Annotated in this window: 22 protein-coding genes; 10 read left to right on the plus strand and 12 right to left on the minus strand. The window is 63.1% G+C overall.

The window, feature by feature from the left end; all coding sequences use genetic code 11:
- Positions 1 to 214: 214 nt before the first annotated feature.
- On the minus strand, positions 215 to 955 hold the full coding sequence (locus ACZ89F_RS08220) for a sulfotransferase family protein (RefSeq protein ID WP_476091234.1): 741 nt from the start codon (positions 953 to 955) through the stop codon (positions 215 to 217).
- 242 nt (positions 956 to 1197) lie between these two features.
- On the opposite strand from ACZ89F_RS08220, the gene ACZ89F_RS08225 reads away from it, so the two are divergent.
- Positions 1198 to 1416, plus strand: a complete 219-nt coding sequence (locus ACZ89F_RS08225) for an exopolysaccharide production repressor protein (RefSeq protein WP_476091235.1) — start codon at positions 1198 to 1200, stop codon at positions 1414 to 1416.
- A gap of 45 nt (positions 1417 to 1461) precedes the next feature.
- On the opposite strand, the gene ACZ89F_RS08230 is transcribed toward ACZ89F_RS08225, so the two are convergent.
- A complete protein-coding gene (locus ACZ89F_RS08230) occupies positions 1462 to 2505 on the minus strand; it encodes a helix-turn-helix transcriptional regulator (RefSeq protein ID WP_476091236.1) in 1044 nt (347 codons plus the stop codon).
- A gap of 375 nt (positions 2506 to 2880) precedes the next feature.
- On the opposite strand from ACZ89F_RS08230, the gene ACZ89F_RS08235 reads away from it, so the two are divergent.
- The 5 genes from ACZ89F_RS08235 (at position 2881) to ACZ89F_RS08255 (ending at position 6661) form a co-directional block, all read left to right on the plus strand.
- Positions 2881 to 3978 (plus strand): YadA-like family protein, encoded by a 1098-nt coding sequence (locus ACZ89F_RS08235; protein WP_476091237.1) that lies wholly within the window; start codon positions 2881 to 2883, stop codon positions 3976 to 3978.
- 26 nt (positions 3979 to 4004) lie between these two features.
- Positions 4005 to 4625, plus strand: a complete 621-nt coding sequence (locus tag ACZ89F_RS08240; RefSeq protein WP_476091238.1) for a hypothetical protein — start codon at positions 4005 to 4007, stop codon at positions 4623 to 4625.
- A 746-nt stretch (positions 4626 to 5371) separates the two neighbouring features.
- The gene (locus ACZ89F_RS08245) at positions 5372 to 5674 is read left to right on the plus strand and encodes a DUF1236 domain-containing protein (protein ID WP_476091239.1); all 303 of its coding nucleotides are present in this window, start codon (positions 5372 to 5374) and stop codon (positions 5672 to 5674) included.
- Positions 5675 to 5867: 193 nt separating this feature from the next.
- Positions 5868 to 6476, plus strand: a complete 609-nt coding sequence (locus ACZ89F_RS08250; protein WP_476091240.1) for a hypothetical protein — start codon at positions 5868 to 5870, stop codon at positions 6474 to 6476.
- On the plus strand, positions 6473 to 6661 hold the full coding sequence (locus tag ACZ89F_RS08255; protein WP_476091241.1) for a hypothetical protein: 189 nt from the start codon (positions 6473 to 6475) through the stop codon (positions 6659 to 6661). Before ACZ89F_RS08250 ends, ACZ89F_RS08255 begins: the two co-directional genes overlap by 4 nt.
- Before the next feature lie 58 nt (positions 6662 to 6719).
- Here ACZ89F_RS08255 and yghU read toward each other — a convergent pair whose 3' ends face one another.
- Positions 6720 to 7586, minus strand: coding sequence for a glutathione-dependent disulfide-bond oxidoreductase (gene yghU / locus ACZ89F_RS08260; RefSeq protein WP_476091242.1), 867 nt, complete (start codon positions 7584 to 7586; stop codon positions 6720 to 6722).
- A 339-nt stretch (positions 7587 to 7925) separates the two neighbouring features.
- Here yghU and ACZ89F_RS08265 point away from each other — a divergent pair, with 339 nt between their 5' ends.
- Positions 7926 to 8831 carry a S1C family serine protease gene (locus ACZ89F_RS08265; protein WP_476091243.1) on the plus strand — a complete coding sequence of 302 codons (906 nt, stop codon included), beginning with the start codon at positions 7926 to 7928 and terminating at the stop codon, positions 8829 to 8831.
- 176 nt (positions 8832 to 9007) lie between these two features.
- Here the strand turns inward: ACZ89F_RS08265 and ACZ89F_RS08270 are convergent, their stop codons facing one another.
- Positions 9008 to 9619 (minus strand): hypothetical protein, encoded by a 612-nt coding sequence (locus tag ACZ89F_RS08270; RefSeq protein ID WP_476091244.1) that lies wholly within the window; start codon positions 9617 to 9619, stop codon positions 9008 to 9010.
- Between the two features lie 278 nt (positions 9620 to 9897).
- On the opposite strand from ACZ89F_RS08270, the gene ACZ89F_RS08275 reads away from it, so the two are divergent.
- Positions 9898 to 10491, plus strand: a complete 594-nt coding sequence (locus ACZ89F_RS08275) for a YdeI/OmpD-associated family protein (RefSeq protein ID WP_476091245.1) — start codon at positions 9898 to 9900, stop codon at positions 10489 to 10491.
- Positions 10492 to 10496: 5 nt separating this feature from the next.
- Here ACZ89F_RS08275 and ACZ89F_RS08280 read toward each other — a convergent pair whose 3' ends face one another.
- From ACZ89F_RS08280 to ACZ89F_RS08290, 3 genes are all read right to left on the minus strand, one after another.
- Positions 10497 to 11126 (minus strand): glutathione S-transferase family protein, encoded by a 630-nt coding sequence (locus ACZ89F_RS08280; protein ID WP_476091246.1) that lies wholly within the window; start codon positions 11124 to 11126, stop codon positions 10497 to 10499.
- Positions 11127 to 11231: 105 nt separating this feature from the next.
- A complete protein-coding gene (locus ACZ89F_RS08285; RefSeq protein ID WP_476091247.1) occupies positions 11232 to 11801 on the minus strand; it encodes a hypothetical protein in 570 nt (189 codons plus the stop codon).
- Positions 11802 to 12124: 323 nt separating this feature from the next.
- Entirely contained in the window at positions 12125 to 12436 is a 312-nt protein-coding gene (locus ACZ89F_RS08290; RefSeq protein ID WP_476097241.1) for a hypothetical protein, read from the minus strand.
- Positions 12437 to 12693: 257 nt separating this feature from the next.
- On the opposite strand from ACZ89F_RS08290, the gene ACZ89F_RS08295 reads away from it, so the two are divergent.
- A complete protein-coding gene (locus tag ACZ89F_RS08295) occupies positions 12694 to 14316 on the plus strand; it encodes an ABC-F family ATP-binding cassette domain-containing protein (RefSeq protein ID WP_476091248.1) in 1623 nt (540 codons plus the stop codon).
- 117 nt (positions 14317 to 14433) lie between these two features.
- On the plus strand, positions 14434 to 14787 hold the full coding sequence (locus ACZ89F_RS08300) for a hypothetical protein (protein WP_476091249.1): 354 nt from the start codon (positions 14434 to 14436) through the stop codon (positions 14785 to 14787).
- A 64-nt stretch (positions 14788 to 14851) separates the two neighbouring features.
- Here the strand turns inward: ACZ89F_RS08300 and ACZ89F_RS08305 are convergent, their stop codons facing one another.
- The 5 genes from ACZ89F_RS08305 to ACZ89F_RS08325 all read right to left on the minus strand — a co-directional run bounded on the left by ACZ89F_RS08305 (position 14852) and on the right by ACZ89F_RS08325 (position 19079).
- Positions 14852 to 15505, minus strand: a complete 654-nt coding sequence (locus ACZ89F_RS08305) for a glutathione S-transferase family protein (protein ID WP_476091250.1) — start codon at positions 15503 to 15505, stop codon at positions 14852 to 14854.
- Positions 15506 to 15595: 90 nt separating this feature from the next.
- A complete protein-coding gene (locus tag ACZ89F_RS08310) occupies positions 15596 to 17161 on the minus strand; it encodes an FAD-dependent monooxygenase (RefSeq protein WP_476091251.1) in 1566 nt (521 codons plus the stop codon).
- Between the two features lie 339 nt (positions 17162 to 17500).
- The gene (locus ACZ89F_RS08315; RefSeq protein WP_476091252.1) at positions 17501 to 17746 is read right to left on the minus strand and encodes an alpha/beta hydrolase; all 246 of its coding nucleotides are present in this window, start codon (positions 17744 to 17746) and stop codon (positions 17501 to 17503) included.
- Complete coding sequence (locus ACZ89F_RS08320) at positions 17674 to 18102, minus strand: alpha/beta hydrolase family protein (RefSeq protein WP_476091253.1); 429 nt, start codon at positions 18100 to 18102, stop codon at positions 17674 to 17676. Before ACZ89F_RS08320 ends, ACZ89F_RS08315 begins: the two co-directional genes overlap by 73 nt.
- On the minus strand, positions 18102 to 19079 hold the full coding sequence (locus ACZ89F_RS08325) for a glutathione S-transferase family protein (protein ID WP_476091254.1): 978 nt from the start codon (positions 19077 to 19079) through the stop codon (positions 18102 to 18104). The genes ACZ89F_RS08320 and ACZ89F_RS08325 overlap by 1 nt, the downstream gene beginning before the upstream one ends.
- Positions 19080 to 19173: the final 94 nt, after the last annotated feature.

Consider the following 19173-nt stretch of genomic DNA (forward strand, 5'->3'; position numbering starts at 1 on the left):
CCCACGCGGCTGGATCGTTCGCCGGTGGGGATAGCTCCGGGGCATTATGTCGGCATTACGGGGAAGGCGCTTTATGGCGCAAGACGTCAGAGTGGCTGGGCGTCGCCGCCTAGCTCGCCTATCTCCTTCCTCCCACGTCCTAGTGCTCCGGCTCACGGCGTTTGTTCCCGCGCCCGCCGGGCAAAGACTGGTTCTGGATTGCCGGCGGCTGGAGTCAGCCCAGCCACCACCACAGCGCCGCAAGCACGGTCACTATCGCCGCGATCGCCAGCCCCAGCATGATATAGGAGCCCTTGATGATGTCGCGGATGATCTTCTTGATTGTTTCGCGGTCGTTGAGGTTGGGGAAGGGCTCGTTGGGCAGTGCCACGTCGAGGAACTCGCAAAGCGGGGCCCAGCCTTCGGTCACCTTGTAGACCAGCAGCTTTTGCGGCGGCACCGCCGCTCTCACCTCTTCGATATAGGCGTTGTAGCGCGCCACTGCCTTGGCGCGGCCGTCCATCACGCCTTTCAGGGTGCGGCCCCACACCAGCTTGCTCGACATGTCCCCGAATTTCCGGCCGAAGGGCGTCAGCCATTCCAGGATCTTGAACTGCCAGACAGTTTCGGTGAAATAGATCGTGTCGATCGTGCTCTCATACCATGCTTCGGCGCCGCGCGGGTGCAGAGTCAGCAACACCTTGGCGTCGGGGTAGGCGGCCATCAGTTCCTTCCACACGCAACAGCCGGGATTGTCGACGGTGGCCGTATAGTTGGCGAACACTCGGTTCCAGTCATGCTGGCTGCCCGGCGGGCTGTTGGCCACCTTGCGCCAGAAATCGAGATGGCCTTTGTTGGCCTTGTTCATGACCACTTCCTGCATGTGATAGGATGGCAGACCGAGCCTGTTCAACGCGGCAAAGGTGGACCACGTACCGGTGCGGCCGAAACCGGCCCCGATCAGTTTGAGCGTCATGCCCCCATCCCCCGAATTTGTTTTCTTCGTTACCCCAGTCCGTGAGCATCAAATTGCTCCCGACGAGGTCGGTGCGCAACAAATTTCGCGAGCGCCTGCCGGGCGGGCGATCACGCAGTTGCGAAGTTTCTAAAATAATGGAACGTTGTCCGCGGGTAACGGGAATCTGGGCAGGGAGTCGTTGGAACCGGGCGGTTTCGACGATTTTGGGAACGATGTATTTTGGACAGTTTCTTGTAGGGATGTCAGCCACGGCCGTCATCGTCGCGGTCTGGACCTACATGGCCACCGGTTCTTTCTGGGAGGCATTTGCCTGGACGATCGTGACGCTGCTTGTTGTGCAGGTCGGCTACTTCGTGCTCGTCGTGAGGCTGATCTTCAGGCGGGCGCACCATGCCGCGACGAGCCAGGATCCGGTCGACGCTGCCCCGCCGCTGCATCGCGACGGTGTCTGGCTTTGAGTCTTCCATGGCCTGTCGTTTCGTAGAAAATGTGGGCCGGGCGAGTTAGCCCGGCAGCGTGATCTCGCGGCTGAGCTTCACCAGGTCGCCGCGCGTGTGACGCCCGGTCTTCTCGAATACCTTGAGCAGGTGGGTGCGCACGGTGCTTGGCGCTACGCCCAGCGTCTGCGCGATGGCGGCGGTCTTTTCGCCGGCCACGACGAGCTCGAAAACGCGCTGCTCGGCTGGCGTCAGTTCGTAGAGCAGGCGCATGGCATCGGCGGGCATTTCGAGGGGAGCGGCGGCGTCGCCGATGAACACGGCGACCACGGCACGTCGGTCCACTCCGCCGCGCAAAGAGCGGTTCTCGAGCGGCATAACCTGCACTGCGAGCGCTGTTCCGTCTCGGGACTTTGCCGCGATGCCGATGCCGCGACGCCCAAGTTCCTGTTCGGCGCGAGCGGCGGCCTGCACCGCTGCTTGCAAACGGTTTGGCACGAGTTCGCGCGGCAAGGTGAGCTTGCCGCGCACGGAGGCTATCGGATCACCGTTACCAAACATGGCCCTGGCCACGGCATTGGCATGCACGATCGCCATGTCTTGATCGACCAGCACCACGGCCGAACGCGTTGCGTCGAGCGCGGCCTCGAATGTCGCGGCGGCCGAAGCCGAGTTGTCGAGCAGGCGGCTTATGATCGCCGCGCGCCGCACATGAGGCGCCATGAAGCGCAGGCCGTCCATACGCGACTGCGTGAGCGGTTGAGAGGATTCGTGAATGCCAAGCCCGATATTGCCCACCATTGTCCGGTCGCGCGCCAACATGATGCCGACCTGGTCGACAAGACCGAGCGGGCGCACCCATTCCTCATAGAAGCGGTTGCCTTCCCAGATATCCGGCCCTGTTATCCGCGACTGCAGGATGGGTTCCTCCAGCGGCATCTCGGCCATGCGAGCCACGCCGCCCCAAAGCTCGATCACATCGTCATTATAGGCCTCCATTCCAGCTGCGTATTCAGCGGGGATATTGGTGGATACCTGCACCACGGCGCTCCCCGTCGGCAGCGAGATCACCGAGATCGCCCCCAGGTGGAAGCCGAAATGGCGCCGCATGTCGTCGAGCGCCTTCTGCCACAGGCCAGGTTCAATGACGGCATCATAGAATGTGCCGATCATGCCTGCGAGTTCCGCGAATTCATCTGCCAAGGTTTGCTCCCCCGAAAAGCGCCCAATGGCCGAAATACAGCATAGTGCCGATGTCTTGGCTAGTTTGGACAGTGATCTTGTTCAGCTGGTGGTCGAGCCGCCGTCGATAAACTGATTCAAGCTTGATGTTCTCCACCAGTTGGTGGATGCCGTCCTTCAATCCCGCCGCTAACCTTCAAATCAATTGCGAATCTGGCGTTCGATCAGGCGGGGCGTTTGCGGATGGAAGAACAGTGTGGCGGGGCGCACAGTGCGTTTGAGGTTGGCGGTTCGCGGGGCGGAGTGTTTCCCAGTTCCCCGCCGAGGCTGCGAGCGCTGCTCGGCGTTTCATCGCTCGTGCTCGGCCTCATGATGTCTTCCGAAAGCTCGGCCCTTGCCGATGATTGCGGCGATGGCGACGGCCTAGACGGCGCCTACGCCTGCGGCGTCGACGCCCAGGCATCGGGCAGTGCTTCCAACAGCGCGTTCGGCAACGAGGCTCACGCCTTTAACGGCGGCCGCAACACCGCGGTCGGGGCCTCCGCCCAGGCCTTCAACGGGGCCAACGCCACGGCCTTGGGCGCAGGTGCCGTCGCATTCGGCGACGACACCACTGCTGTCGGCCAAGGCAGCAATGCGGGGTTCGCCGGGTCCACCGCCATAGGCAAGGGCGTTGCCACGACGCGGGCAAATCAGGTCGCCATCGGCGGCAGCCAGGCAACCTATACGCTAGCGGGCCTGCCTTCCGCCGCAAGCACCAGCGCCCAGTCCGGCACCACCTACATGGTGACGACCGACAGCGCCGGGAACCTCGCGGCCTCGACCTTCGATTTCGATTCGCTGGCGGATACGGTGGTGCAAAACAGCTCCGACATCAGCGCCCTGCAGGGCACGGTGAGCGGCCACACCACGGAACTCGCCGACCACGAGACGCGCATCACCAACAACGAGGGAGATATTGCGCAGCACACGACACAGATCGCATCGCTCGACACTAGAGTGACCACGACCACTGCCGACATCGCGACCAACACTGCCGATATCGCCACTAATACCAACAACATTGCCATCAACACCGCCGACATTGCGACCAACACCAACAATATCGCGTTGCTGGACGGCCGGGTGGGAAGCCTGGAGAGCGGGCTGAATGCGGTCAACGGCAGGATCGACAAGGCTTTCGAAGGCACAGCCATGGCGCTGGCGATGGCAGGCAGCGGTCTTCCCGGCGACAAGAACTATGCGGTCTCGCTGAACTGGGGCACGTTCCAAGGCGAAAACGCCTTCGCCGGCAGCGCTCAGGCCCGCATCAGCGAGAACGTCATCCTGAGCGGCGGCATTGGTGTCGGTGCCGGCAACCATACCGTCGGCGGGCGCGCAGGCGTGACAGTTGCCTGGTAGTACGGGATCGGGCCGGGCTATTGGCCATGAGCGCTGCCCACCGGTCAGCTTCGCCCTGGAGAGGAATTGTCCTGGCCGCGCTGCTGCTCGCGATGCAGACAAATGTTGTCGCCTGGCCGGCAATGGCGCAAGCGTCCGGCGCATCTGACAGGAAGCCCCAGCCCAAGCCGGCCCAGATCGATCGCAACGGCGTGCTGATCTTGACGCGCAGCGTCCTTTTGGCACTCGACCAGGCCAACAAGACCGGCAATTACACCGTGCTGCGCGATCTTGGCTCGCCCAATTTCCAGGCCAACAGCGCGGCAGGGCTCGGCGAAATCTTCGCCGCTCAGCGCAAGCAGGCGATCGATTTCAGCGCGATTGCCGTGCTCGAACCACAGCTGACACTTCTGCCGCAGATCGAGCCCAACGGCATGCTACACTTGGCCGGGTTCTTTCCCTCGGCGCCGCTGCAGGTGAATTTCGAACTGCTGTTCGAGCCGATAGACCGCCAGTGGAAGATTTTTGGCGTCTCGGTCAACCTCACGGCGGGCGGGCCGACGGCGCCGGATAGGCCGGCGCCCGATCAGCCCAAGCCTCAGTCATCACCGCCACCCGAGGCCCCATCGGTTGCCGTTGGGAAAAGGACCAAAACGACCAAGCCATAGTTTTGGTTTTGATTTACCCGGGTGGGTGCGAAGCCTACCAACCCATCCACTCGCGCGTGCGCCAGGCAAGTCCGGCGAACGGCGCCACCAGCGCGATGACGACGAATATCAAGGTGAAGGGATGCTTGGTCACTGAAGGTCGGGGCGCCATCCGGAGATCCTTTTGGAGATTTTCGCCACAACGTCATCGTAGCGACATGGTTGCATCCGCGACGGGCTTTGAGGCTGTGTCTGCACAGGCCGCCATAGGTCGGAACCAGTCCCGATGCGTCGCGTTTTCCTGGCGTGACCGGTGAGGCTGCCACCTCCGCCGGCGCTGTCTAAGGCTCGCTCTGCTCCCGGCAGGGCGAGCCTTTTTCGTGTGGAGCTTTTCTTGCGATGCCGGGACAGGCGCTGGAACGACATGGCTCGTCCTACGTTAGCCGTAGCTAAGGCAATTGAGCATTCGAGGCGCAGTTCCGGCCACTGCCGACCTGTCGCCTTGCCAGAGAAACGGGCACTTGCCGTTGCGGCTGCCGTGCGTCAGGCGCCGCTATGTGCTCTCAGCATAAACATACAATCCAGAAATGCAATTTATGCGCGAGATTTTAGCCGTTCTCGCGTGGAAAACCGAATATACGAGAAGCATATGATTACTATTATTGCCGATCCTGTGGTGTCTTGAATTCTGAATCTGAGATGGAACCTCACGGCAGTGGTGGAGTTTCAATGCAGGGCGGAATGAATTCAACCAGTAGGAGATGGTCATGAGATTTTATCTTAAGAGTGCGGCGGCTGCGGCCGTCCTGATTGGCGGCATGGGTGTTGCACTGGCGGAAAATGTCGTCGTCGTGCAGCCGGAGCAGGAGACGGTCGTTCGCGAATACGTCAAGAAGCAGCCGCTTGCATCGGTGAACCTTCTGGGCCTCGAGCTCAAGCTCGGCTCGCCAGTGCCCGATACGGTCGAGTTGCGTGAGGTACCCGACGTTAAATACCGCGTCGCCGTGATCAATGACCAGACTGTGCTGGTCGATCCCGAGACCCGTCAGATCGTCGAAGTCCTGCACTAAAAGTCACCACGTCAGACTTGCCTTGGGAAAAACCCGTCTCCGACGTCGCGTCGGGGGCGGGTTTTCCTTTTGAGGCCGGTTTTTGCGTTGGCCAATTGGGCGGTGAGGGTGCAGGTTGCAGCCGTGCGAAACGTTCGCAAGCCGGCATATTCGCATGCAGCCGGCCTTTCGGCCGAGACCTGAAAGCGCTTCGATGACCATCCCGCCCATCGAGACTGTGCGCGATGACGCACCCCGCATCCTGCTTCTGCTTGGCAGCGCGCCCGACGCGGTGCGCTGCGAGCCCTGGCCGAAGCGGGCGTTCAGCCGGATCGTCGCCATCAACAATGCCTGGCGGGTGCGCCCCGACTGGGATTTCCTCGTCCATGCCGGCGATTTCCCGTCGGACCGGCTGCCTCAGGACGCGACCTTGCGGCAGGCTCGGATATTCAGCGCCACGCAGTATGTCCCGGCGCAGAACGCCTTCGGTGGCTTCGTCTATGCCGGCGCCACGATGGCGCTGACCGCTGCATACTGGACCATTCATAGCCAGAAGCCCGATGTGCTGGCATTCCTGGGCTGTGACATGATCTACGACTGGCCGGACAAGACGCATTTCTATGGCATCGGTCGTCCCGATCCGCTGCGCGATGACGTCACCCTGCGCAACCTCGAGGCCAAGTCGGGGCGCCTGCTCGTCCAGGCGCTGAAGCACGGCTGCCTGTGCATCAATCTGTCGACCTGCCGCGCAGCCGGCTGGTCTTTCCCAGACTCGCCTTCGACGAACTTGGCGGCCTTTCGCAGCCGCGGATTGCCGAAATGAAGGCGGACATTCTTGGCAACATCAGGCTCGACAAGGCCGAAAAGGCCGAGGAGATCGAGAGGGACCTCGGCTATTTCTACGAGGACGGCATGTACTGGAACCACCTCGACGAGATCGACGAGACGTTTCTTGCCGACATCGACGGGCTGTGGATGTCGGCCGTCGAGAAGAGGTGGGCGGGTTGAAGTTGAAGCTGCCAACCTCCCCCGCAGCGGAAGGAGGTCGGCGCGCTAGCCGTTCAGCTCACTCGGCCGCCAGCTTGTCTTGCGTGTTCGTGTCGAAGTCGCTGGCGTCGTGGCGCTCATGCAGCTGCAGGGCCGGTTCGCCGAAGGCGCGGTTGACCATGCGGCCGCGCTTGACCGCCGGGCGGGCGTCGATCGCCTTGGCCCAGCGCTGCACATGCTTGTACTCCTGCACGGACAGGAACTCGGCGGAATCATTGTACATACGGCCGAGCGCCAGCCCGCCATACCAGGGCCACACCGCCATGTCGGCGATGGAGTAGTCCTTGCCGCCGAGATATTCAGCCTCGGCCAGCCGACGGTCGAGCACGTCCATCTGGCGCTTCACCTCCATCGAGAAGCGGTCGATGGCATATTCGAACTTTTCCGGCGCATAGGCGTAGAAATGGCCGAAGCCGCCGCCCAGATACGGCGCCGAGCCCATCTGCCAGAACAGCCAGGACAGCACCTCGGCGCGCGCCGGCTGTTCGCTGGGAAGGAATTCGCCGAATTTTTCGGCGAGATAGACCAGGATCGAACCGGATTCGAAGATGCGCACCGGCGTGGCGCCGCTGCGGTCCATCAAGGCGGGGATCTTGGAGTTGGGGTTGACCTCGACGAAGCCGCTACCGAACTGGTCGCCATCGTTGATCCTGATCAGCCAGGCATCATATTCGGCGCCCGTGTGGCCGCGTGCCAGAAGCTCCTCCAGCATGACCGTCACCTTGACGCCATTCGGCGTCGCCAGCGAATAGAGCTGCAGCGGATGCTTGCCGACCGGCAGTTCCTTGTCATGCGTCGGGCCTGCGATCGGCCGGTTGATGCTGGCAAAGGCGCCGCCACTCGGCTTGTTCCAGGTCCATACTTTCGGCGGGGTGTATTCGGTCATCTCGGGGCCTCGTGTCTTGGGGTAAAGGATGGGCGGGAGCGGGTCTGGCAGATCCACCTACAATTAGGGCTGCAAACAGGGAAGTTCAACTTGCGTTGAACTATTGTCGATGTCAGCGCCGCCCCTCATTGTCCTGCCGGACATTTCTCCCCGTATAGTGACGGGGAGAAAGACGCCTGCGCGGAAGCTTTCGCCAATTTCCGACGTTGAAAAAAGGGCACAACGTTGCGGCGGGGCAGCGCCAACATTGGCAATTGGATTTCTTCTACCCTTGCACCATCTCCCTTGCGGCATACCTATAAGAGATATCGCCAGAGCATTGCATCGCAGGACAAAAGCATGACCATCAATCCCAATCCGCGCTCGGTCGTTGCCGTGCGGGCCACTGTTCCCGAAGATGCCTTTACGGCCGGGGCACTCGGCACGCTCAGGGAAGGCAGCGGCGTCGTCATCCGCAATGACGGGCTGGTGCTGACCATCGGCTATCTCATCACGGAGGCGGAAGAGGTTTGGCTGACCAGCCATGATGGCCGCGTCGTTCCCGCGCACGCGCTCGCCTATGACCAGGAATCGGGCTTCGGCCTGGTGCAGGCGCTGGCGCCGCTCGGCCTGCCGGCCGTGGCGCTGGGCGATGCCGGCAAGGCCAGGATCGGCGACGCGGTGGTGCTGGCCGACGGCATCGGCCAGTCGGTGCAGGCCAGGATCGTCACCAAGCAGGAATTCGCCGGCTATTGGGAGTATCTGCTCGACGAGGCGATCTTCATCGCGCCGGCGCACCCGTCCTGGGGCGGCGCCGGGCTGTTCGGCGCCGATGGCTCGCTGCTCGGTATAGGCTCGCTGCGCCTGCAGATGAGCCGCAACGGCGAAGTCGCCGATATCAACATGGTGGTGCCGATCGATCTGTTGCCGCCCATTCTCGACGATCTCCTGACGCGCGGCCAGGTGGCCAAGCCGCCGCGCCCGTGGCTCGGCGCCCTGTCGGCCGAAAGCGACGGCAAGGTGGTGGTGATGAGCGTGACCGAAGGTGGCCCGGCGGCCAAGGCCGGCCTGCGCCAGGGCGACATCATCTCCGACATTCGCGACGGCGCGGTCGACGGGCTGGCCGATTTCTATCGCAAGCTGTGGGACAGCGGCTCGGCGGGTGCCGAGATCCCGATGCGGGTGCTGCGCGACGGCCGCGAAACCTGGCTGCGCGTCAAGTCGGCCGACCGCGGCAGTTTCCTGAAGAAGCCGCAACTGCAGTAGGCGCGTCAGCCACGCGATGCATCCCAGGCTGCTCAAGACCTTCCTGGCGGTGGCGCGAAGCCGCAACACCACGCGTGCCGCCGAGGCGGATCCAGGCGCTTGAAGGCCAGGATGATGGACATCATGGCTGACGCCGGCAGCGCCGCCACCAACCTGAAGTCGGTCGAAGGCGCCGGTCACGCGCCGCAAGCGGTGAAGGTGGTGCCCGGGTTCCAGTCCTTGAAGGCGATGGTCTGGCCTTCGACAGAGACGGTCTTGTGCTTCGTGCCGCCGTCCGGCTGCTTTTCACTGCTGGTGCCTTTGCCGGTCAGCACATTGTACTCGCAGGCGCTTTCGGCATTCTCCTCCATATAGTCATAATGGTCATAGGCAAAGCTGGCGACGATGAAGGCACCGTTGCGCCAGGCGATGGTCAGCGTCATATCGGTCCGTTCGCTGCCGACCGGCATCGCCGGAAGATAGAATTTGATCGAGCCGTTGGGCAGCATCGTCAGTTCCGGCTCGGTGTCGGAGTTCTCGTAGCCCGGGCGGTCGTAGTTGTTCCATTCGCCGAGGATCTGCCCGTGCACGATTTCAACGGGCTTGAGGTAGTTGTGCTCCTTGTCCCTGAGGAAGAAGTGAACGTCCAACGGATGGCCGGGCTCCGTCTCGACCACCATGGCAAGGTCGACGGCGCCGTCGCCGTTGAAGTCGCCGGTCACCGCGGTGATGATCTTGCGGGTTTCGATCGGCTCGGTGAGGGCGGTTGTGGGCAGCAGGAAGGTGAGGGCGAGCAGCAGAGATTTCATGGCAGCATATTCCCCCGAGGGCGCTATGACCTGCCCGAGCACGAGCATGGCAGGTATTCCGGGATTTTCTACAGCGGGGGCGGGAGAAAAATGTTTCAGGCCGCGAGACAGAGGGGGGCGCGAAGGAACGCCGTACGCGCCCGACAAGTTTGCTGACGGAAACTGACAGCAATTCATGCCACGATGCTGGCCAATGACGATGGGCACGATGCCGGAGGCGGGACGACAGTGAAAGCGATGGTGCGAGCGACAACAGCACTCAACGTGCAGGCCAACTGATGGCGCCGGTCAAGGTCGATCCCGAGAAGGTGCACGAATTCGCGGATCCTGCCAGCTTCCATGCCTGGCTCGGCAAGCACCACGCCACGGAAAGCGAAGTGTGGATCAAGGTGCACAAGGTGGGGTCGGGACTGAAGTCGATCACGCCCAAGGAAGCCATCGATGTGGTGCTGTGCTTTGGCTGGATCGATGCGGTGCGCAAGGGACTGGACGAGAAGAGTTTCCTGCAGCGCTACACGCCGCGCGGCAGGAAGAGCATCTGGAGCCTGATCAACATCGACAACGTCGCGCGGCTGGTCGAGGAGGGCCGCATGACCGAGCATGGGCTCAAACAGGTCGAGGCGGCCAAGGCCGACGGACGCTGGGCGCGCGCCTATGGCAGTGACATGAAAATCCCCGATGATCTGCAAGCGGCCATCGATGCCGAACCGGCGGCGAAAGAGATGCTGGCAAAGCTCAGCGCGCAGAACCGCTTCGCGCTCGCCTTCCGCACCCACAACATGAAGACCGAGGCTGGGCGCAAGAAGAAGATCGAGACTTTTGTGGCGATGTTGAAGCGCGGCGAGACGATCTATCCGCAGGGCAGGAAGTAAGCCCCTCAGGCGCCGGAGTGCGGATCGATGCTGTAGGGATGGACCGGATGGCCGGGACCAATGGCGTCGCGCACGCGGCCAGTCCACGCGGCGAAAGCCGGGTAGTCCGCCAGCGAGAAGCCGCAATCCTCGGCGCGATGGGCGTAGGCATAGACGGCGATGTCTGCGATCGTGACGTCGTTTCCGACGAGAAACGGCGTGTCGCCAAGGCTGCGGTTGAGTGCGGCGAGGGTGCGGGCTCCGGCTTCGCGCTTGCCAGCAACCATGCCCTGGTTGCGCTCAAGCCGTCCGGTCAAGGTCCAGAAGCGCAGCGAGCCGATGACCGGCTCGACATTGTATTGCTCGAAGAACAGCCACTGCATGGTTTTGGCACGCCGATAGCGGTCCGAAGGCAGGAACGGCGTTCCTTCGGCGAAGTAGGTGAGGATCGCATTGGATTCGGCGATGGCGCTGCCGTCTTCGAGCTGAAGCACGGGAACCGAACCGGCCGGGTTGAGAGCAAGGAAGGCGCCGGTGCGGCTCTCGCCCTCGAAAATCGAGACGATGCGACTGTTATAGGAGATGTCGAGCAGCCCGAGGAGGACGCGGGCTTTCCAGCCATTTTGCGATGGCAAATAGTCGTGGAGTGTGAGCATGGCCCATCCTTCTGCGGCGAGAGGTTGGCGTTTCTCATGCGGTCCCGCCACCCGATTCCTGCGCGGGAAATAGGGCGCCGGTGCGAGGCCGGCGTAATCCCGGCGCTAAAAGCTGCTGCCGGCAAGGATGATGCCGAAGCCGGCAAGGCAGATGGCGCTGGCTTGTCGCAGCGACCGCTGGCTGAGCAGGTTTGAACCGCTGCGGCGAACCGCCAGGCCGACGACGACCCAGGCCGCTCCTGCAAGGCCGACCAGAGCGGCGATCGTGGTCAGAAGCTGGGCCGCCATGCCTTCGGACTGAACCAGCATGGCGACGATCATCGCCTTGGGATTGATGAGCGTGGTGAGGAAAACCTGCCTCACCGTCACCAGCCGGACATCGCCGCCGCCGTCGTGCGCCGTCCAGACCCTGTAGGCCAGCCAGAGCAGCCACAGCACCGCACAGATCCTCACGCCGGTCCGCAGCTCGATCTGGTTGCCCGCCGGGACCAGTGCGGCCAGTGCGGCCACCGCCAGGATGATCGCCATATAGGCAAGCACGGCCGCACCCAGCATCGGCACCGTGCGCCGTGCCCCGGACGAGACGGCCGAGAAGGCCAGAAGGATGTTGGTTGGTCCGGGCGTCAGCAGCAGCCCGCCCAGTTCCAGGAGATCAAGCTCGAGCATCCAGGCCATTGTCCCGTATCGTGTCAACCGGACCGGACTGTTAGCGGCCGCGGCGCCACGAGTCGAGCCGACACGGAGCCGCGGCCGTGAGTGCCGCTTTGCCATCCGCATCAAGCAGTTGAACATCTGAATCGTCGGGCCGCTGTAACTGATTGATTTTACGCTATCCTGGGCAGAAAGTCTGCTGCGCGGTTTCCCTGGAGTCGCGGCCAAGAAAAAAGCCGCCCTCGCTTTTGCGAGCGGCGGCCTTTTCCCGGGAGGATGTGAGAAGGGGGGGATCAGGCAGCCTTCGCGTGCTTCTTGCCGGTGTGCTTCTTCACAATGGTTGATGGTCACTGGTTCAGGTCGACCGGTGTCACTCCAAGAAGCTTCAGGGCGTTGGCGAAGGTCCTGATGCCTTGTGCCTGCTTGCGATCGGCACAAAACCGATTCGCCTTGTCCTGGAGCGCGGTTGCCTCGGCGATCTGGCTTGCGTTGGCTCCGGGTTCGGCCTTCGCTTGAATGGCCCCGTCGAGTTGAAGACCGAGCCGGCTGCAATATTCGCTGCGGGTAACCGCCGCTGCCGCACCCGGCTGTGCGACCGCAAGCATGGCGAGCGAAATGCCTGTCAGGGCAGCCATCCATCCGGTCGAACGTCGTTGCATGTTTCGGGACCATTTCTTCGCGTTGCGCCGCAGCCCGCTTCGGCCGCCGCGAGGATGGTTATGACAGGCGATGTTTTCGCCAGTTTTTCCGGAGTGTTGAAACTTGTTTCTGGAGTGTGTCTGAGGTGAAGCTGCCAATCTCCCCCCTCGTGGGGGAGATCGGCTGTCTGCGGCGCTTGCGCCTCTTCCTTTGTAGCCATCCTTCGCGTAAGGCGCCGGGCAAATCCTTTCATCGCAGGCTCAGCCCCGGAAACCGCATGATCAGACTGGAAAGCATCAGCAAGCAGAACGGCCGTCAGCTTGTCTTCATCGAAGCGTCGGCGTCCCTGCAGAAGGGCGAGAAGGTCGGTCTTGTCGGGCCGAACGGCGCCGGCAAGACGACGCTGTTTCGCATGATCACCGGCCAGGAGCAGCCCGACGAGGGTCAGGTGCAGGTCGATCGCGGCGTCACCATAGGCTATTTCAGCCAGGATGTCGGCGACATGGAAGGCCACAGCGCGGTCGCTGAAGTGATGAACGGCGCCGGGCCGGTCTCCGAAGTCGCGGCTGAAATGGCAGCGCTCGAGGCGGCCATGGCCGATCCCGACCAGGCCGACCAGATGGACGAGATCATCGAGAAATATGGCGAGGCACAGCACCGCTTCGAGGAGCTCGACGGCTATGCGCTCGACGGCCGTGCCCGTGAGGTGCTCGATGGCCTGGGTTTCAGCCAGGAGATGATGGACGGCGATGTCGGCAAGCTCTCCGGCGGCTGGAAGATGCGCGTGGCGCTGGCACGTATCCTGCTGATGCGGCCCGACGCCATGCTGCTCGACGAGCCAAGCAACCATCTCGACCTGGAAAGCCTGATCTGGCTGGAATCCTTCCTGAAGAATTATGACGGCGCGCTCTTGATGACCTCGCACGACCGCGAGTTCATGAACCGCATCGTCAACAAGGTGGTTGAGATCGATGGCGGTTCGCTGACCGCTTATTCGGGAAACTACGAATTCTACCAGCAGCAGCGGGCCATCGCCGACAAGCAGCAGCAGGCGCAGTTCGAGCGCCAGCAGGCGATGCTGGCCAAGGAGATCGCCTTTATCGAGCGCTTCAAGGCGCGCGCCTCGCATGCCGCGCAGGTGCAGAGCCGAGTGAAGAAGCTGGACAAGATCGACCGCGTCGAGCCGCCCAAGCGCCGCCAGACCGTTTCCTTTGATTTCCAGCCGGCGCCGCGCTGCGGCGAGGACGTGGTCACGCTGAAGAATGTCCACAAGGGTTACGGCAGCCGCTCCATCTATGAGGGGCTCGACTTCCAGGTCCGCCGCCGCGAGCGCTGGTGCATCATGGGCGTCAATGGCGCCGGCAAGTCGACGCTCTTGAAGCTGGTCGCCGGCGCTTCCGACCCCGACACCGGCACGGTCGCGCGGGGGCCGAGCGTGAAGATGGGCTATTTCGCCCAGCATGCCATGGAAGTGCTGGAAGGCGAGCGCACCGTGTTCCAGACGCTGGAAGATGCGTTCCCCCAGGCCGGCCAGGCGCCGCTGCGGGCACTTGCCGGCTGCTTCGGCTTTTCCGGCGATGAGATCGAGAAGAAGTGCCGCGTGCTGTCAGGTGGCGAGAAGGCGCGGCTGGTGATGGCGCTGATGCTGTTCGACCCGCCCAATCTGCTGGTGCTGGACGAGCCGACCAACCATCTCGACATCGCCACCAAGGAGATGCTGATCACGGCGCTTTCGCAGTATGAAGGCACCATGCTGTTCGTCTCGCACGATCGGCATTTTCTGGCAGCCCTTTCCAACCGCGTGCTGGAACTGACGCCCGAAGGCATCCACACCTATGGCGGTGGCTATACGGAATATGTCGAGCGCACCGGGCAGGAGGCGCCCGGACTGAGGAGCTAGGAACCTGCGGCTATCGCTCCACGACGGTCATCCGGTCGGTGTCCAAGCATCGGAGCGGTCTGCTTGTGGGAAGAAGAGTTCTGTGTACTCTCCACAATGCTTAGGAAAGGCTTCGGGATGAGAATTGCCATGTCCGTCGCATTGGCCGCGACAGTCGCTGGATGCGCGACCTCTCCGGTCGACTATGGAGCGTCGCTTTCGCAGCAGGACCAGAAATGGGCGTCGCCGCAATGCCAGCAAGCCAGGGCAGCGGCTTCGGATTACGACGCTCGCGAAAAACAGCACCCGGGTTGGGCATTCGTCGCGCTTGGCCCATACGGGTTGGGGATTCTGGCGGCCGTCAAGGAGCACGAGCAGAAGCAACGAAAGTTGATCGCCCGCGAGGTGCACTTGCAATGCTCAAGCCTTCCACTGCCGAAGGAACTGCAGGGCGATTTAAGCCCTGCGAGCACAAATCAGAAATATCCATAGCCACGACAGCCTCCTTCGCGACGAAGCGGAGGTGCCCGCGAAGGGGCTCTGAGAAAGGCCCGCATCAGCCGGCCGGTTGCTTGCCGGCGTTGACCGCCAGTTGCGCGTCAAAGGCACGCTTGTAGGCGGGCCGCGCTTCGCCGCGGGCGACATAGGCGGAGAGGTTCGGATAGTCGTCGAGAATACCCGACATTTTCAACCTGAGCAGCACCGACACCATCATCAGGTCGCCGGCGCTGAACGCGCCATCGAGCCAGTCGGCATCGCCAAGGCGACGGGAAAGTTGGCCCAGCCGGTTACGGACGCGATCCTGGACGAGAGGCATGCGTTGCGCGGACCAGGGCTTGTCGCCCTCATGGATCCTGGCGATTCCGAGGTCAAGGATCGGCGGCTCCACCGTGCTGAGCGCGGCGAACATCCATGTGATCGCGCGCGCCCGGGCATTCGCATCGTCCGGCAACAGGCCCGCATGGCGCTCCGCGATATGGAACACGATCGCGCCTGACTCGAACAAACCGAGATCGCCTTCTTCGTAGGTCGGAATCTGCCCGAAAGGATGAAGCGCCAGATGTGCGGGCTCCTTCATCGCGCTGAACGAAACAAGACGAACCTCGTAGGGTTGGCCCACTTCTTCCAGCGCCCAGCGAACGCGCGTATCACGCGCCAGTCCCTTGCCGCCATCGGGCGACCGTTCAAAGGCTGTAATGGTGGGGGTCATTGGAAGGCTCCGGGTTGTCTGCTGTCCAGTTCTCGCTTTGCCTGCAGAGGACGAACGACCGGCGCGACTCCCGACACCTTATCTCGTTTTTTAGCCATGGGATTTCGCGTGCCTCACCTGTTCGGGTTCGCCGAACCATCGCAGCGCGACCTTTGCAGCTTCCTCAAGATCAGGAGCAGCGTCAGCGGCCCAGGCGACGACCCCGTCGGGGCGCACGAGCACGGCGCTCAAGCCGAGCTGCTCCCTGGCGTCACTTGCGACATAGGCGATCTCCCTCCAGCGGCTTGCAAGCGCTTGAAGGGAAGGGCTGATGTCGAAGTCCAGAAGCAGGCCTCGGCCATCCCTGAGGCGCTCGCCGAGCCTCGTCCCGTCGACCAGCTCGAAGTCGGGCGCGCTGCGGCCAACCAGTGGGTGCCCGCAGCCAAGATCGTAGCGGAGAGAAACGCCCCAGACGCGCTCGGCGAAGTATGTCGCGCCGTCGCGTGTGTCGATGAGGTCGCGGATGATCGCTTCGAGCGCACGCGAACTCCGGCTCGGTCGCATGAGGGCGACCTGGGCGCGCGACCAGTCAAGAACCTGCGCTCCCACCGGATGCCGTTCGCTCAAATAGCTGTCGAGCAGACCGGCCGGCGCGTCGCCACGGATCGTGGAAGCCAGCTTCCAGCCAAGGTTCATTGCGTCGCCAAGCCCGAGGTTGAGTCCCTGGCCACCCAGAGGGGAATGGATGTGCGCGGCGTCACCGGCGAGCAGCACCCGTCCCTTGCGGTAAGCGGTCGCCTGGCAGGCGCGATCCGTCCAGGTGGTGGCAAGCCGGAGTGCTGTCACCGTGACGTCTGTGCCGGAGATGTGCCGCAACACCGCCTGCACATGGTCAAGCGTGACCGGCTGGGTTCGGTGGAACGCGCCGTCATCGAAATCGACCATCGCGATCACCCCGGGCGGCGCATAAGTATACATGCCGGTCGGCGTGTAGTGGCGGCCCAGGTTGAGCTTGTCGGGATCGGCCATCTCGACCTCGACGGAATAGCCGGTGAATTCGGGATCGGTGCCGACGAACTCAAAGCCGCCAGCCTTGCGAACCGTGCTGCGGCCGCCATCGCAACCGACGAGCCAACGTCCGCGAAAAGTCTCGTCGCCGGCGCGAATGGTCACGTCTTCATCCGACTGGTCGAGGTCTTCGACGCCGACGCCGCGCCTGATCTCGACCCCCATCTCGCTTGCGCGGGCGGCCAGGGCGGCTTCGAGGGGCTCCATTGCGACCGCCATGCTGGTGCCGGCCGGACCTGGCAGGCGATACGGCCATTTCGAGGCGTCGATGTTGTCGTGGTAGAACTGGATGCCGGCGAAATGGCCAGCCGGGCGGCGTGGCTGTTGCATCCAGTGCGCGACAGCCGAAGCGCTGCCCGCGTCATCTTTCGTGCGCTGAGGCGCCGCGATGTCGTTCAGCAACCCGCGACGATGGAAGGCTTCAAGAGTGGGCGCTGAGAGGCCGCGCATGCCGAATGGAAGCCGCTTCAACGGCGAGCGCGGATCCTCGGCCTGCTCCAGCACCAGGACCCGGAGGTTCGCGAGGCGCAGCTCGCAGGCGAGAAACAATCCGACAGGGCCGGCTCCGGCGATTACGACGTCATAGAGAGGGGAATATCGTTCATACATGGAAGACTCCTTGGTCGATGTTCGACCGGAGCGTTCCTCAAGCTTGAGCACCACACGGACGAACGATTGAACGCTTGGGAAGCGTCCGATGTTCGTCGTGGGGATCTCGTGCACGAAGCCAAAGACCAGAGCTTTCCCTGGCGAAAGGATTTTCGCCTGCGAAAGGACTTGGGCTTACCAAACCAAGTCTGCCTTTTCCGACACGGGCTATATAACGATGTGGCGATTGATCCGCAACGGGTGGCGGTGGTGAAGAGGGTAGTGCCATCGGCCCAAACATTGACTGCCCGAAAGCCGCCTTTCGCTTGGCTGCCGTCCGGTCGTCGGGCGGTTGGACGGTCAGCTCAGCACCTCATTGAGAAACCTGGCCGCCTCGGCGAGGCCGGTGTTCGAAACCTGGTGGCCCAGACCGGGTTCAATCGACGTCCTGGCATGGACACCGGCCGCCGTCAGCAGCTCCGCCGCTCGCACGCTCTCGCTTGACGGCATGACCGGATCGGCGCCGCCGTGAATCAGGAGCAATGGGGTGCCGGTTGCAGGGACAAGCGGCGCTGGGGACGCCAGCCGCCCCGAGAAAGCGACCACCGCCCCGACAGGCCAGCGCCCGCTGGCCAGTGCAGTGCGTCGAGCGCCATGATGGAGCCTTGGGAAAACCCCAGCAGCACAACGCGGTCAACGGCATTCGAAAATCCATGTTGCTCGATCAGATTGGCGATGACCGCGTCAAAGCCGGGCCGCGCCGCAACGACGCGCTCCGGCCGATTGACCTCGGTAACGCCGATGACGCTAAACCACTCACGGCGCGGGCCGCTGCCGCCTGGCGCATCGGGGCTTTCGAAGACGAAGCTGGGCAGTGCGGGTGCCAGCGCCCGCCCGAGCGCTGCCATATTGGCGCCGTTGCTGCCGACTCCGTGCAAAAGAATGACCAGGCCGCGATCCATCAGTGCTGTCCTGTCACGGAGACGGGTGCGAGGCCCGGCAGGTCGGGCCCTTTCGGCACGATGCCGTTAGGGTTGAGAGCCTTGATCGAATAGTAGCCGGCCTTGATGTGCTCGATGCTGACGGTCTCAGCGACGCCCGACACGGCCAGAATCGCGGCCAGATAAGCACTCAGCGCCGGATAGTCGACCAGGCGCCGCAGATTGCATTTGAACAGGCCATGATAGGCGGCATCAAACCGTACCAGCGTGACGAACAGCCTGATGTCGGCCTCGGTAAGGGCGTTGCCGAGGAGGAAAGGGCCACCTTTGCCGAGCCGGGCCTCAAGGATCTCCAGCATCGAGAACACATCGTTGAAGGCTTCTTCGTAGGCGATCTGAGTGGTGGCGAAGCCGGCGCGATAGACGCCGTTGTTGAGCCGCGGATAGATATCGGCGTTGAGCGCGTCGATCTCGGCCCGCAGCGGTGCAGGATAGAGATCCGGCCCGCTGGCGAGGTTACCGAAGCCTGAATTGAACATGCGCACGATGTCGGCGCTCTCATTGTTGACGATGGTGCCCAGCTGTTTGTCCCAAAGCACCGGCACGGTGGCCCGCCCGGTATAGAGCGGGTCGGCCCTGGTGTAGATTTCATGCAGATGGCGGGCACCGTTTATGCCGTCCGGGCCAGTGCCGGGATAGCCGCCGAACGCCCAGCCTTCATCATCCAGGCGAGGGTTGACGATGCTGACGGAAATGGCGTCCTCGAGCCGCTTGAGCTTGCGCGCGATCAGCGTGCGGGATGCCCAGGGGCAGATGAGCGCGACATAGAGATGATAGCGGCCCGCTTCGGCGGCGAAGCCCGCATCACCCGTCGGCCCGGCGCTGCCGTCGGGCGTCACCCAGTTGCGAAAGCCGGAAATCTGCCTGACGAAGCCGCCCTTGGCATCGGTGGCCTGCACCGGCTGCCAGTTGGCCGTCCATTTTCCTTCAATGAGCATAGTCTTCGTCCTTCACCGCAATCGCCGGGGGATTGTCCACGGGTGCTGCGGCGCGTCACTTGGGCGATATCAAGTGACGCGTCGCGGCTTGCTA

This window comes from Mesorhizobium sp. USDA 3734, assembly GCF_056279665.1.

Bases quoted from the DNA above. Each gene is read 5' to 3' on its own strand.
- ACZ89F_RS08220 (WP_476091234.1), bottom strand. From the start codon at position 955: ATGACGCTCAAACTGATCGGGGCCGGTTTCGGCCGCACCGGTACGTGG.
- ACZ89F_RS08225 (WP_476091235.1), top strand. From the start codon at position 1,198: ATGTCAGCCACGGCCGTCATCGTCGCGGTCTGGACCTACATGGCCACC.
- ACZ89F_RS08230 (WP_476091236.1), bottom strand. From the start codon at position 2,505: ATGCGGCGCCATTTCGGCTTCCACCTGGGGGCGATCTCGGTGATCTCG.
- ACZ89F_RS08240 (WP_476091238.1), top strand. From the start codon at position 4,005: ATGAGCGCTGCCCACCGGTCAGCTTCGCCCTGGAGAGGAATTGTCCTG.
- ACZ89F_RS08245 (WP_476091239.1), top strand. From the start codon at position 5,372: ATGAGATTTTATCTTAAGAGTGCGGCGGCTGCGGCCGTCCTGATTGGC.
- ACZ89F_RS08250 (WP_476091240.1), top strand. From the start codon at position 5,868: ATGACCATCCCGCCCATCGAGACTGTGCGCGATGACGCACCCCGCATC.
- ACZ89F_RS08255 (WP_476091241.1), top strand. From the start codon at position 6,473: ATGAAGGCGGACATTCTTGGCAACATCAGGCTCGACAAGGCCGAAAAG.
- yghU (WP_476091242.1), bottom strand. From the start codon at position 7,586: ATGACCGAATACACCCCGCCGAAAGTATGGACCTGGAACAAGCCGAGT.
- ACZ89F_RS08265 (WP_476091243.1), top strand. From the start codon at position 7,926: ATGACCATCAATCCCAATCCGCGCTCGGTCGTTGCCGTGCGGGCCACT.
- ACZ89F_RS08270 (WP_476091244.1), bottom strand. From the start codon at position 9,619: ATGAAATCTCTGCTGCTCGCCCTCACCTTCCTGCTGCCCACAACCGCC.
- ACZ89F_RS08275 (WP_476091245.1), top strand. From the start codon at position 9,898: ATGGCGCCGGTCAAGGTCGATCCCGAGAAGGTGCACGAATTCGCGGAT.
- ACZ89F_RS08280 (WP_476091246.1), bottom strand. From the start codon at position 11,126: ATGCTCACACTCCACGACTATTTGCCATCGCAAAATGGCTGGAAAGCC.
- ACZ89F_RS08285 (WP_476091247.1), bottom strand. From the start codon at position 11,801: ATGGCCTGGATGCTCGAGCTTGATCTCCTGGAACTGGGCGGGCTGCTG.
- ACZ89F_RS08290 (WP_476097241.1), bottom strand. From the start codon at position 12,436: ATGCAACGACGTTCGACCGGATGGATGGCTGCCCTGACAGGCATTTCG.
- ACZ89F_RS08295 (WP_476091248.1), top strand. From the start codon at position 12,694: ATGATCAGACTGGAAAGCATCAGCAAGCAGAACGGCCGTCAGCTTGTC.
- ACZ89F_RS08300 (WP_476091249.1), top strand. From the start codon at position 14,434: ATGAGAATTGCCATGTCCGTCGCATTGGCCGCGACAGTCGCTGGATGC.
- ACZ89F_RS08305 (WP_476091250.1), bottom strand. From the start codon at position 15,505: ATGACCCCCACCATTACAGCCTTTGAACGGTCGCCCGATGGCGGCAAG.
- ACZ89F_RS08310 (WP_476091251.1), bottom strand. From the start codon at position 17,161: ATGTATGAACGATATTCCCCTCTCTATGACGTCGTAATCGCCGGAGCC.
- ACZ89F_RS08320 (WP_476091253.1), bottom strand. From the start codon at position 18,102: ATGGATCGCGGCCTGGTCATTCTTTTGCACGGAGTCGGCAGCAACGGC.
- ACZ89F_RS08325 (WP_476091254.1), bottom strand. From the start codon at position 19,079: ATGCTCATTGAAGGAAAATGGACGGCCAACTGGCAGCCGGTGCAGGCC.